Consider the following 11943-nt stretch of genomic DNA (forward strand, 5'->3'; position numbering starts at 1 on the left):
AAAGTAGGTTGTCTGCGGCCCATTTTTCCTGATTTGCTTATAACTAAAGATAATCAATTCTGAAAAAATAAACAACACTATATACGCAAAAAAAGAGACTGCCCTTTTGAGACAGCCTCATTATTTTTGGTTTACATCCAAGAAAATAGTCCGGCAGTTACTCCACAGGTACTAATTTTTGCCCAAGCTGTTCATGCAACGACAGAAAGTCATAGTGATTCCAGGCCTCTGCAATTTTTCCCGATTCGACTTTTATCATGCAGATGCCAGGCACGACAACAACTTTATTACTCGCTGTATGGGTAGCTGTGATAAGGGTTCGGGCAGATTCCATGTCATCTTCGGAAACAACATCTTCCACATCTATGGTGATGTTGTGGAACCGGGAAGTGAAATCTCTGAAAAATAACTTAAATCCGGGGACTCCTTTTGTATTATTTTCAGTGACAATGCCGTGAAATTCAGCATCGTTAGCCATAAGACGGTCGATGGCGTTTTCATCGTTTTGATTCCAAACCTGATCAAACCATCGATACAGTAAAGAGGATTGTATTTTACGCATAACATGAAAGTTTAGAGCGAAAAATAGTTTTAGTTTTAAAAGCGGGAATATGATGTATTCTACTCGTTATTTCCTTGTATGGATTGGCGCAAAACTTGCAGCGCATGCGACCGTTTTAGTATAAATCAAAGTGCCGATGAAATAATTCTATGAAGATAGGGAATAGTACTATAAAACAATTGCATTGTCTTACCTAAGTTTGGGCTATCAATACACTTCACGATATCCTTTGAAAACTATGAACAGACATTGCACTTCCCCGGCCCCATGTTCCCTGATCCGGATCACTAAATCCGACGTTAAAAATAAATGCACTTCAAAGATCAAGAATCTCCTGGCCGGTCTGTATGTTGTAAAGATCGTTCGTAAAAATGGCAAAGAAACCGTTCAGGGAATTGCTGTAAGCAGGTAAATTAGTTTGTATAAAGGATAAAGCCCGTATCCGGCGTTTTGGAGATACGGACTTTGTTGGAACAATGACTTAGATGAATCAAAGATGATTTTTAATCACATTTGGTTGATCGTAATAATTACATGGAAGCTGCCGGAATTCGATTGTAGAAACTAGACGGCTCGGCCCATGGCTGGGCGTTAATGCAGCTCCCATATTTTTTACAGACAGTTGTCTCCATTCTATTAACCCAGCAATATGAAAGTTATAGTTGTTGATCAGTTCCCAATACAAAGGAACGGACTTGTGCGGTTTTTAAATGATCATTTCCCTGGTGCGACCATCCATGAGTGGGACCAGGTCGATCGCCTTTTTGATGTTCCAATGTTAACGTCTGTGGGGTTGATTGTCATCGGTTTAAGTCACCACTATCCCATCAATACTTCGAAGGCATTAAAGAATATAAAACGCTTGCATAAGTCGGCGAAAATAATTCTGTATGATGACAAACCGGAGGCGGAGGCTGTTATTTACTTTATGCAAAAAGGTGTTGACGGTTATCTAACTAAAACGACGTCGCGGGAAGATCTGTTACAATATTTTCTGGATATTTTACAGGGAAATAGGCGGATTGGTCTGGACATCATGGAAATTATATTTTCAGGTTGGCATCTTTTTAGAGAAGAGCAACCTAAAAGCAAACAGTTAACGGCCCATGAGTATGAAATTGCCAAATACCTTAGCGAAGGAATGAAGACAAGCCGGATTGCTTATTTGCTCGACAGAAAAGCGTCAACGATCAGCACGATAAAATCGACGATTTTCAGAAAGCTGGATATCGATAACGTGATGAAACTAAGAGATCGGATGGGTTCTATGCAAGGATTATGATCCTTCCGGCTATTCCGTTCTCAGGCCACGTAAACTGGTAAGTTTATTCATGAATCGGTTAAACTTCATAATTTGGTTTGACGACGCTTAGACCGCTCCACTCCTTATTTCTAGGTAAGAGTCCGGGTTTTGTACTTCTATGACTACTTAAATAGATATTTTTGTCTGTTCCACTCCTAAAATTACCTATGATTTAGAGCTAAGGGCTCCTGCCGGGTACCATTGGCTTTAACATAATTTATGCAACAGACATAACATGAGATAAATGACAAAAGTCATTTTGTTTTGGATATAGCCTCACCAACTTCCCAGCAAATATAGTTTTTCGCGAAATAGTATCTTGTAGAAATATTTTAATTAGAAATAAATTTATTACTGTTTGAGTAAAATTCAATATTTGGAATTAAATGAGTTTAATTCCAAATATTTGTGAGGTTACCCGTACCAATCATGTCTATCTTGGCGGAGCATATTGAGCTATCGGATCTCTGCCTGTGAAATAGATTTTTATCATCTCGGATTGTATAAAGCTAAACACATGAAGAATTTTTTGATTGTAGAAGACCACCCCTCCATCAGAATGAGCGTGAGAATCATGCTCAACGATATTGTTCCTGGTGCCAAAGTTAATGAAGTGCCCACATTTTACGAGGCCCAGAACCGGCTAAAGGCCAATAGTTACGATATGATCATCCTGGATCTAAATGTTCCTGGCGGAGATCATTTAGGCATGATTGAAAAGATCAGGCAATTACAGGAAAAAGTTTCTATCCTTATTTACTCGGGATACGAGGAGGCGTTGTATGCATTGCCTTATGTTTCTGCCGGTGCCAATGGCTTTGTTTCTAAAACCAGCTCTGAAAAAGAATTCCGGGATGCGGTCTTATCCCTCATCAACAACCGGCAGTATGTGAGTACTGCGATTCAGCAACAACTGTTGAATGTATTGAAAAAGGATAAAAGGGATGGTTACAATCCTCTTATGCTACTTACCGATCGTGAAACAGACGTGATGACACTTGTCCTACAAGGCTTGTCCTCGAAGGAAATCTGTTCCATAACGAACCTGAAAATGTCCACCATAAGTACTTTCAAACTGAACATTTTTAAAAAGATGGGGGTCACCAACTCCATTGATCTTTATAAAAAGGTGGAACTGCTGAAATCGGAACACCACAATAGTATGCAATGATCCATGCAAAAGGCATAACAGACCTTCATAACAAATGAATATACCCTTGCCAAGACTCCCTAAGGGATCCTGTTTTCTGCCCCTTGCATTCCTCGTGACGGGGTCAGCTTATGCCCAAAACGGGCCAGATTTGACAGACGGTTGTTCATTTAAACATTATACCGACGAAAACGGCCTTCCGCAGAATAGCGTCAAAGATATTGCGCCTGATCTTGAAGGGTTTGTTTGGCTGACGACAGAAAATGGACTGGTTCGTTTTGACGGTAGACGATTTAAAGTTTTCAACAAATCAAATCTGGATATTTCAACGAACAGGCTTACCTGGTTTCAGCCAAGTATGCAGAAAAGAAGCAACCATCTTTATGCTTTGACCTCAAACATGGATTTTTTTCGAATTCAAGGTGGGCAGGTATTTAGGGACAATCAATATGTAGCCAGAATTTTAGACGTAAGGGAAGGACTGTTAAAAATCCTGCTACCCGTAAGCGGGCCCGGCATACAAAGAACTGCACTGACCCCGCCGAAATACAAATAGTGATCCGGAGGAAACCATTCCTGATTAATAAAATTCCAATTTTCACCCCGCTTAATCTCTATTTACTCACGCTGGATGCAAAAAAATATCCATGAGGAGCATTTGAAAAACACCTCTACAAATTCTCTCCCAACGCCAGGACTATACTGAAACATTGGGATGTAAAACACAATGTATTCGTATTGTTTTACGAGAAAAGGAGCAAGTTAATCTGGATGGCTACCGAAGATGGGACAATTTATAGCATTGATCCCCTGAAAAAAAAATCTTCTCCTGTATTTTTTTTCAGGGGGCCTACAAGCCCCAAATGGCTTGAGAAAATAGGGAACACATTATGGATTGGGAGCCCTAAGGGACTCTATAACATTGGGCCCGGCAAAAGAAAAGTCAATGTTATTCAAGGCACTGAAAACCTGAACGTAAGAAGCCTTCACGTATCCAATCCGGCGGAGATATGGTTCACCACGTATGAGAACGTTTTTTTTCCTTACTGAAATAACACATTAATCAAATTACCCTCGGATAAAAATCATTTCCTCGATACTTCTCATTGTATCCTGGAAGACAAAAATGGCTATTTCTGGATTACAACCAACAAGGGCCTGTTCCAGAAATCTAAAAGCGAATTGCTTCGGTATGTCCAAACCAGATCTGTCAGCTCGTATTATCATTATTATTCCCGTGAAAGTGGTTTCAAAACGAATTTAATACCTTATTTGCTAAATGTCTGATAATGAATCAACTTTTCATGAATCATGGTATCTCTTTGAGCCGTTCCGTCAAAAATATGGATGAATGTCAGCCTATCCCTTCGAAGGTAAAAGTCATCGTTACTAGTCCCGCCCGGGTTGATAAGAAACGCCAATGATATTATTTTGCCCTAAAATATCTATCGTATTATTGCAATAAATAAAAATATTTTTACCTTTGGCACATGGGAGTTACAAAGACAGAAGTTTTTACGGACAAACAGAACCGTATCGCTGATTTGGCGAAAGCACTGGCGCATCCGGCTCGGATTGCCATTATTCAGCATTTACTGAAAGAAAAATCCTGTGTATGCGGGGATTTGGTAGAAGTGCTTCCACTGGCGCAGGCTACCGTATCCCAGCATTTGAAAGAGCTTAAACAGATTGGGATTCTTCATGGAGAAATTAATCCGCCGCGTGTATGTTATTGTATTAACGAAACCGTCTGGCAGGAGGCAAAGGCTATTTTTGGCGAAATTTTTGAGACAGAAGTGGCCGTTAATTGTTGCAAATAGGTAAAAGAGTATTCGTTTTTCATATATAAATTAATCGTAATATAGCAATGAATAGTTTAAATCCAATGAACTGGCAGGCGTTTAAAAACAGGCTGCTGGAAAATCCGGACCGGGTCCTGCAATTCCAGTATGGGGAGAATCTGTTTGTAGATACATCGTATCATATCACGGAGATAAAGCAGGCACCAATTGTATCGGTGGATTGTGGCGGGGTGATGAACAGCTGGACTGAAGTTATTGTCCAATTGTGGGAACCGCCGGTTGGAGAAACGGAAAGGGCCATGAAAGTGAGCAAAGCCCTATCGATCATTAACCTGGTTGAGAAATCACTTCGGTTAAATCCGAATGCTACGGTGAAAATTGAGTTTGGCAATTCTAAATTTGATACCCGCCAGATGTATCCGGGCGAGTTTCATACGGAGGGCGACTCATTCACAGTAAACCTGGTTCCCGACTTTACGCAGTGCAAAGCATTGACCAGAAATGAAAGTTGTGGCACTACAGCATCCGGCGCGTCCTGCTGCAAGTAGGTTACACAGAGAACCACTGAGATATAAAGAGAGGGACACAGAGTTTTTTGTTCGGTCATTAATGCAGCTCGGTGGATCTCTTTTTCACGTTGTGGAACCGCTGTGTAACCTCATTTTTAACATCTAAAATCTAAAAAATGAAAAATATATTAGTGCTTTGCACAGGAAACAGTTGCCGCAGTCAGATTGCTGAAGGGTATTTGAAATATTTCGCTGGAAATAAAGCCGTCGTGTATAGCGCAGGCGTCGAAACCCACGGGGTTAACCCCAGAGCGATTGCTGTGATGGCCGAAGATGGAATTGACATTTCAGCGCATACTTCCAATCATATCAATGAATATCAGGATGTGGACTTCGATTTTGTGATTACGGTCTGTGACAATGCGAAAGAACGCTGCCCGTATTTCCCAACCAATGCAGTCAAGTTTCATCATAACTTCCCTGATCCGGCCAAAGCGACCGGTGATGAAGCGCAGATAGCGGAATCATTCAGATCGGTGCGGGAAATGATCAGGAAGTATAGTGAAAACTTCGTCAAAGAAAATTTATGAAATGTAGTGACCGTAAAAAATTAGGATTTCTTGACCGGCATCTTACTTTATGGATTTTTCTGGCCATGGCGATCGGGGTGGGGCTGGGTAATTTTGTTCCTGCCATTCCTGCGTATATCAATACTTTTTCAAGCGGGACCACCAATATCCCCCTGGCCATCGGGTTGATTTTGATGATGTATCCGCCGCTGGCCAAGGTTAGATACGACAAAATGGGGGAGCTGTTCAGAAATACTAAAGTGATGACGGTTTCATTGACCCTGAACTGGATTATTGGTCCGGTCTTAATGTTTACACTGGCCGCTGTTTTCCTTTCAGATCACCCGGATTACATGATTGGCTTGATTTTGATTGGTCTTGCGCGTTGTATTGCCATGGTATTGGTATGGAATGAGCTGGCGGATGGAAGCCGGGAATATGCAGCAGGACTGGTTGCATTGAACAGCGTTTTTCAGGTACTCTTATACAGCTTTTATACGTATTTTTTCATTACGGTCTTGCCTCCGCTGATCGGCTTGAAAGGATTTGAACAGAGTCTGGCGGTAGACATCACCATTGCTGAAATTGCTGCGAGCGTGGGTATTTATCTGGGGATTCCCTTTGTGGCGGGTGTGGTAAGCCGTGTTGGCCTGACCAAGCTGAAAGGAGAGAATTGGTACGAAAATAAATTTATACCTTTCATCTCGCCTTTAACCTTGCTTGCACTTTTGTTAACGATTATGCTGATGTTCAGCCTGAAAGGCGCGCTGATCGTTCAGTTGCCGGGTGATGTGCTGTTGATTGCTGTACCCCTGGTTATTTATTTTGCCATCATGTTTTTGATCAGCTTTTTTGTGGCAAGATGGCAAGGGGCTGATTATGCGCAAAATGCCTCGATTGCCTTTACTGCTTCCGGGAATAATTTCGAGCTGGCCATCGCCGTTGCCATTGGCGTATTTGGCATTAATTCCGGTCAGGCGTTTGTGGGCGTAATTGGGCCGCTGGTAGAAGTACCTGCGCTGATTGCCCTTGTCAATGTCGCTTTCTGGCTTCGTAAAAGATATTATAAAACAGAAATGGCCTAATAAAAGTAGTTGCCAGTCAAATCAGACTTTTACTTTCTGATTATCTCATCCTTAATATCATTGGCATGCTTATTGATAGACAAACATTTCTTAAAGACATTTCCCTGCTGGCAGGCGCATCTGTGATTTCGTCTGACGTTTTCGCAGCATTAATCAAAGAGAGCAAGAGCAACGTTAAATTGGGGTTTGTTACGTATTTATGGGGAAAGGATTGGGACCTTGCAACGATTATCAAAAACTGTATACAAACCAATATTGGGGGTGTCGAACTGCGGGTTGATCATGCGCATAAAGTAATGCCGGAACTTGTTAGCTCCCAAAGGACAGAGGTTAAAAAGCGGTTTGCGGACAGCACCGTGAAAATTATCGGGCTTGGCACTAACCAGCAGTATGACTACCCGGATCAGGGAAAAGTGAAGGCGTCGATTGAAAGGACAAAGGAATTTATCAGATTAAGTGCAGATGTGGGCGGCTCCGGGGTTAAAGTAAAACCCAACGGACTTCACAAGGAAGTGCCGGTCGAAAAAACACTTGCCCAGATTGGCGGGTCTCTGCATGAACTCGCCCAATTTGCGGCGGATTATGGGCAGCAACTGAGACTGGAAGTGCACGGAGAAGAAACTCAGGAGCTTCCGAACATCAAAAAAATCATGGAGTATGCCGACCACCCCAATGCCAAAATCTGCTGGAACTGCAATAAGCAGGATCTGAATGGCCTGGGTTTTCAATATAATTTTGATCTTGTCAAACAATACTTTGGTGATACCTGTCACGTTCGGGAATTGGACAGGACAGATTATCCATACCAGGCCTTGCTAAATAATCTCGTAAAAATGGACTACAAAGGGTGGGTTCTGCTGGAATGTCACACGGATCCGATCGATAAAGTAAAGTCAATGATGGAACAACGTAAGGTTTTCGACAGGATGATTTAAAAAATAGCGCAGCAAAACCAGTTGTGAATTATTTGATTTCATTAACTTTGTGCCATGGAAAATCAACTGGTTTCTTCTGTTGTGGGGTTCAACACCGTCGATCTTAAATTGAAAGGGTTTAAAGCCTATGAGATAGAAACGGCCGTTAGTCCCGTTCCTTCTTACAGTCGCCGGGACTTTTATAAGATATGCATGATCACGGGTAAAACCATGATTCATTATGCCAATAAGGGCATTGAACTTGATGATACCTTTTTGTTTTTTGCCAACCCGCATATCCCGTATTCGTCGGAAGTTTTATGTTCCTCGCAGACTGGTTTTGCATGCCTTTTCACAGAAGAATTTCTTAAAATTAATGACCGCTCGGAAAGTCTTCAGCAGTCACCCTTATTTAAACTTGGGGGTACGCCGCTGTTTACCCTCGATCAAGAACAGAAGAAATTTCTAGGTATCCTGTTCAGGAAAATACTCCAAGAACAGGATGCAGATTATGTCTATAAAGACGAATTGGTGCGTAATTATATCAATTTGATCATCCATGAGGCATTAAAATTACAACCCTCTGGCAACTTCTTTAAACACAAAAATGCGTCTTCCCGTATTACGTCCCTTTTCCTTGAGTTGCTGGAAAGACAGTTTCCGATCGAAAGTCCCGGACATCCGCTTGTATTAAGGACCGCTAAGGATTATGCTACGAGGCTTTCGGTACACGTGAACCATCTGAACCGCTCAGTCCGGGAGGTGACGGGTAAATCCACGACGACCCTGATTGCCGACCGGATCATTATTGAAGCAAAAGCACTTTTGCAGCATACCGACTGGAGTATCGGCGACATTGCATACGGGCTCGGATTTGAGTATCCTACGCATTTTAACAACTACTTTAAAAAAATGACGGGTACCGTGCCGAAATCGGTCAGGGTTTAAATTGTTTGAAATATTTACTTTTCTGTTTGTAATTCGTTACCCGGAGCATCTTTTCCATCAGTAATTTTGCCTTGATTTCAATGATCTTTTAACGAAGAAGCAGAATTCCTGCAAACCGTATTGAAGTCGGGTAATGTTAACCATGATACAATGATGACGGTCGGCTTTGCATTACAACGAAAATGTTCTATGGGATCATTTGCTAAAAAAAAACGAAATTTAGAAAAGTCGGCGTTTCGCGTATCGGGCTTAACCTTTCAGACAAAAAGGTATAGAAATAGATCATTTGAGAGCAATAAAGAAAAAACGGAATTCTTAAAAATAAACATTATGAACCAAACAGATATAAAGCTGACAGAAGCGCCCGAAGGGGCAGCACAGGCTCCTGTTGACTACTTTACAGGCGTGGCGTGGATAAAAACCCTGGTGCCGCCGAATGATCAGACGGATTGTGTTGTGAGTGATGTCACTTTTCAGCCGGGGGCACGCAATAGCTGGCATACACACCCGAACGGACAAATTCTGGTGGTTACTGCTGGGACTGGTTATTATCAGGAGCAAGGCAAGGCCATTCAGCTTCTTCGGGTGGGTGATGCTGTGAATATTGCACCGGATGTCGTGCATTGGCACGGCGCAGCGGCAGATAGTCCGTTTGTGCATATTGCAATCAATCCCAATGAGAGCAAAGGTGGTGCCGTAGTATGGCTGCAACCGGTGACGGATGAAGAGTATTATGCTTACCGATAGCGTGTAAATATTTCCCGTAGACGATGATTTTCATGACCCGATCATCGCCAACTATAACAAAATCACAAGGATTGATACCGCATTAACCGAAAACGGCCATTAGGCTGTTTTTGAAGATTGTTCGCACTATCAGTCCTTGTGATTGTTTGTTTGATTTTCTTAACTTTGTCATATGGACAAAAATGCAATCTCTCAGACTTCCGATTTAAAATTAAGTGACCTCAAACTGAAAGGTTTTAAGGTGTATAAAGTGGACAGCGGTGTGAATGCGGTGCCGTCTTACAATCGGAGGGACTTCTATAAAATTTGTATCAATACGGGAAGGAATATTATTCATTACGCCGACAGAGGCATTGAAACGGAAGGGACGATCCTGTTTTTTGGCAATCCGCATATTCCTTACTCGTGGGAGATTGTCTCGTCGTCATATAGTGGCTATGCCTGTGTTTTTACGGAAGATTTTCTGAAAAGCGATGTGCGTAGTGAGAGTTTGCAGCAATCACCGTTGTTCAAGATTGGCGGTACACCTGTTTTTTATCTGGATGAGTCCCAAAAAAACTTTCTCATCACGTTGTTTGAAAGGATGGTGGCAGAGCAGGCTGAGGATTATGTGTATAAAGGTGAGCTGATCCGTAATTACATTAATCTGATGATTCACGAGGCTTTGAAAATGCAGCCTTCCGAAAACTTTTTCGCACATAAAAACGGATCATCCCGTTTGACTTCTTTGTTTCTTGAACTATTGGAACGGCAGTTTCCGATCGAAAGTCCGGAGCAGTCTCTCCGACTAAAAACTGCCCTGGATTTTGCCAGCGGGCTGTCCGTGCACGTTAATCATCTTAACCGCTCCGTGAAAGAAGTGACGGGGAAGTCAACCACCGCACATATTTCCGAAAGAATCATCAGTGAAGCCAAAGCGCTGTTGCGGCATACCGATTGGAGCATTGCCGACATCGGTTATGCACTGGGCTTTGAATATCCGACCTATTTTAATAATTATTTCAAACGAATGACCGGCACGGTACCTAAGTCTGTTCGAGCGTAAAATGTTTGAAATTCTTACTTTTTTGTTTGAAAGTTGTTAACGGTAATACCATTTGCCGCGCGAACTTTGCACGATCAAAATAGATTGCAAAGAAAGATGGTTGACAAGACCATTTTTCGTTGCGAACGGTGGCAGTGTATACAAGCTTATTTGCACAGAAGTCTATACTGAAACGGATACGCGTAAACCTGCACCCCACCGCTTCTTAGCTGGTATTTTGCTCGTTAATTTTAAAATTCATTAACCGATAGAACTAAAAACAATGGAAAAGCGACAATTAGGAAACAATGGTCTAGAGGTTTCGGCTCTGGGCCTGGGTTGTATGGGGCTTAGCTTTGGCTACGGTCCTGCAACCGATACCCAGGATGCAATCAAATTAATCAGGACGGCATTTGAGCGGGGCGTTACGTTTTTTGATACCGCCGAGGCTTATGGTCCGTTTATAAATGAAGAACTGCTGGGAGAGGCCGTAGCTCCCTTCCGTGATGAAATTGTTATTGCTACTAAATTCGGCTTTGAAGACGGAGATTCCAAAGCAGGCCTGGATAGCCGTCCTGAGCGTATAAAAACGTTTGTTGAGGCTGCCTTAAAAAGGCTTAAAACGGACCGGATCGACCTTTTGTATCAACACCGGGTTGATCCGAATGTGCCGATCGAAGAGGTAGCTGGAACGGTGAAGGACTTGATTCAGCAAGGAAAAGTGAAGCATTTTGGGCTTTCCGAAGCAGGTGTGCAAACGATTCGTCGTGCCCATGCCGTGCAGCCGGTGGCTGCGCTTCAGAGCGAATATTCGCTTTGGTGGAGAGAGCCGGAAGCAGAAATCATCCCGACACTTGAAGAACTGGGCATTGGTTTCGTTCCGTTTAGTCCGCTCGGGAAAGGTTTTCTCACCGGAAAGATTGACGAAAATACAACATTCGATAGTACGGATTTCCGTAACATTGTTCCCCGTTTTGCCGCGGATGCCCGGAAAGCGAATCAGGCTTTGGTTGATTTGTTGAACAAGATCGCGGAACAGAAGAACGGAACGCCTGCGCAGATCGCTCTTGCCTGGCTGCTCGCGCAAAAACCATGGATTGTACCCATTCCAGGTACAACAAAGCTGCACCGGTTGGAAGAGAATTTAGGCGGTGCAACGGTTGTATTGAGTGAAGAGGATTTAATTAATATTGAAAATGCTGCATCGGAAATTACCGTTCAGGGCGCGCGCTATCCGGAAGCGTTGCAGAAAAGAGTAGGTAATTGAAGATCCGCAGATATTGTTTTTTCTGGCAGCAATGCATTGAGCCGGGCAAATGTTAAAATTGAA

The 11943-nt window shown here is 42.6% G+C and carries 13 protein-coding genes; 12 read left to right on the top strand and 1 reads right to left on the bottom strand.

All coding sequences use genetic code 11. The annotated features are described in order from the left end of the window. Positions 1-157: 157 nt before the first annotated feature. Complete coding sequence (locus RB622_RS06735; RefSeq protein ID WP_308045788.1) at positions 158-562, bottom strand: ester cyclase; 405 nt, start codon at positions 560-562, stop codon at positions 158-160. A 649-nt stretch (positions 563-1211) separates the two neighbouring features. Here RB622_RS06735 and RB622_RS06740 point away from each other — a divergent pair. The 12 genes from RB622_RS06740 to RB622_RS06795 all read left to right on the top strand — a co-directional run bounded on the left by RB622_RS06740 (position 1212) and on the right by RB622_RS06795 (position 11880). Beyond that, entirely contained in the window at positions 1212-1844 is a 633-nt protein-coding gene (locus RB622_RS06740; RefSeq protein WP_308045789.1) for a response regulator transcription factor, read from the top strand. Between the two features lie 538 nt (positions 1845-2382). Next, positions 2383-3036 carry a response regulator transcription factor gene (locus tag RB622_RS06745; RefSeq protein ID WP_308045790.1) on the top strand — a complete coding sequence of 218 codons (654 nt, stop codon included), beginning with the start codon at positions 2383-2385 and terminating at the stop codon, positions 3034-3036. A 34-nt stretch (positions 3037-3070) separates the two neighbouring features. Continuing rightward, entirely contained in the window at positions 3071-3571 is a 501-nt protein-coding gene (locus tag RB622_RS06750) for a hypothetical protein (protein WP_308045791.1), read from the top strand. 934 nt (positions 3572-4505) lie between these two features. Then, entirely contained in the window at positions 4506-4835 is a 330-nt protein-coding gene (locus RB622_RS06755; RefSeq protein WP_308045792.1) for a metalloregulator ArsR/SmtB family transcription factor, read from the top strand. 47 nt (positions 4836-4882) lie between these two features. Then, positions 4883-5365 carry a DUF6428 family protein gene (locus RB622_RS06760; RefSeq protein ID WP_308045793.1) on the top strand — a complete coding sequence of 161 codons (483 nt, stop codon included), beginning with the start codon at positions 4883-4885 and terminating at the stop codon, positions 5363-5365. A gap of 137 nt (positions 5366-5502) precedes the next feature. Then, positions 5503-5916, top strand: a complete 414-nt coding sequence (locus RB622_RS06765) for an arsenate reductase ArsC (protein ID WP_308045794.1) — start codon at positions 5503-5505, stop codon at positions 5914-5916. Beyond that, positions 5913-6980 carry an ACR3 family arsenite efflux transporter gene (arsB, locus tag RB622_RS06770; RefSeq protein WP_308045795.1) on the top strand — a complete coding sequence of 356 codons (1068 nt, stop codon included), beginning with the start codon at positions 5913-5915 and terminating at the stop codon, positions 6978-6980. Before RB622_RS06765 ends, arsB begins: the two co-directional genes overlap by 4 nt. A gap of 65 nt (positions 6981-7045) precedes the next feature. Next, positions 7046-7915 (top strand): TIM barrel protein, encoded by an 870-nt coding sequence (locus tag RB622_RS06775; protein WP_308045796.1) that lies wholly within the window; start codon positions 7046-7048, stop codon positions 7913-7915. A gap of 54 nt (positions 7916-7969) precedes the next feature. Beyond that, positions 7970-8842, top strand: coding sequence for a helix-turn-helix domain-containing protein (locus RB622_RS06780; RefSeq protein ID WP_308045797.1), 873 nt, complete (start codon positions 7970-7972; stop codon positions 8840-8842). 330 nt (positions 8843-9172) lie between these two features. After that, positions 9173-9589: a cupin domain-containing protein gene (locus tag RB622_RS06785; RefSeq protein ID WP_308045798.1), complete on the top strand. Its 417-nt coding sequence runs from the start codon at positions 9173-9175 to the stop codon at positions 9587-9589. 172 nt (positions 9590-9761) lie between these two features. Then, a complete protein-coding gene (locus tag RB622_RS06790; protein WP_308045799.1) occupies positions 9762-10634 on the top strand; it encodes a helix-turn-helix domain-containing protein in 873 nt (290 codons plus the stop codon). A 262-nt stretch (positions 10635-10896) separates the two neighbouring features. Then, complete coding sequence (locus RB622_RS06795) at positions 10897-11880, top strand: aldo/keto reductase (RefSeq protein WP_308045800.1); 984 nt, start codon at positions 10897-10899, stop codon at positions 11878-11880. Positions 11881-11943: the final 63 nt, after the last annotated feature.

It is taken from the genome of Dyadobacter sp. LHD-138 (assembly GCF_030929615.1).
Classification (GTDB): domain Bacteria; phylum Bacteroidota; class Bacteroidia; order Cytophagales; family Spirosomataceae; genus Dyadobacter.

Bases quoted from the DNA above. Each gene is read 5' to 3' on its own strand.
- RB622_RS06780 (WP_308045797.1), top strand. From the start codon at position 7,970: ATGGAAAATCAACTGGTTTCTTCTGTTGTGGGGTTCAACACCGTCGAT.
- RB622_RS06790 (WP_308045799.1), top strand. From the start codon at position 9,762: ATGGACAAAAATGCAATCTCTCAGACTTCCGATTTAAAATTAAGTGAC.
- RB622_RS06750 (WP_308045791.1), top strand. From the start codon at position 3,071: ATGAATATACCCTTGCCAAGACTCCCTAAGGGATCCTGTTTTCTGCCC.
- arsB (WP_308045795.1), top strand. From the start codon at position 5,913: ATGAAATGTAGTGACCGTAAAAAATTAGGATTTCTTGACCGGCATCTT.
- RB622_RS06745 (WP_308045790.1), top strand. From the start codon at position 2,383: ATGAAGAATTTTTTGATTGTAGAAGACCACCCCTCCATCAGAATGAGC.
- RB622_RS06775 (WP_308045796.1), top strand. From the start codon at position 7,046: ATGCTTATTGATAGACAAACATTTCTTAAAGACATTTCCCTGCTGGCA.
- RB622_RS06740 (WP_308045789.1), top strand. From the start codon at position 1,212: ATGAAAGTTATAGTTGTTGATCAGTTCCCAATACAAAGGAACGGACTT.
- RB622_RS06795 (WP_308045800.1), top strand. From the start codon at position 10,897: ATGGAAAAGCGACAATTAGGAAACAATGGTCTAGAGGTTTCGGCTCTG.
- RB622_RS06735 (WP_308045788.1), bottom strand. From the start codon at position 562: ATGCGTAAAATACAATCCTCTTTACTGTATCGATGGTTTGATCAGGTT.
- RB622_RS06760 (WP_308045793.1), top strand. From the start codon at position 4,883: ATGAATAGTTTAAATCCAATGAACTGGCAGGCGTTTAAAAACAGGCTG.
- RB622_RS06785 (WP_308045798.1), top strand. From the start codon at position 9,173: ATGAACCAAACAGATATAAAGCTGACAGAAGCGCCCGAAGGGGCAGCA.
- RB622_RS06755 (WP_308045792.1), top strand. From the start codon at position 4,506: ATGGGAGTTACAAAGACAGAAGTTTTTACGGACAAACAGAACCGTATC.
- RB622_RS06765 (WP_308045794.1), top strand. From the start codon at position 5,503: ATGAAAAATATATTAGTGCTTTGCACAGGAAACAGTTGCCGCAGTCAG.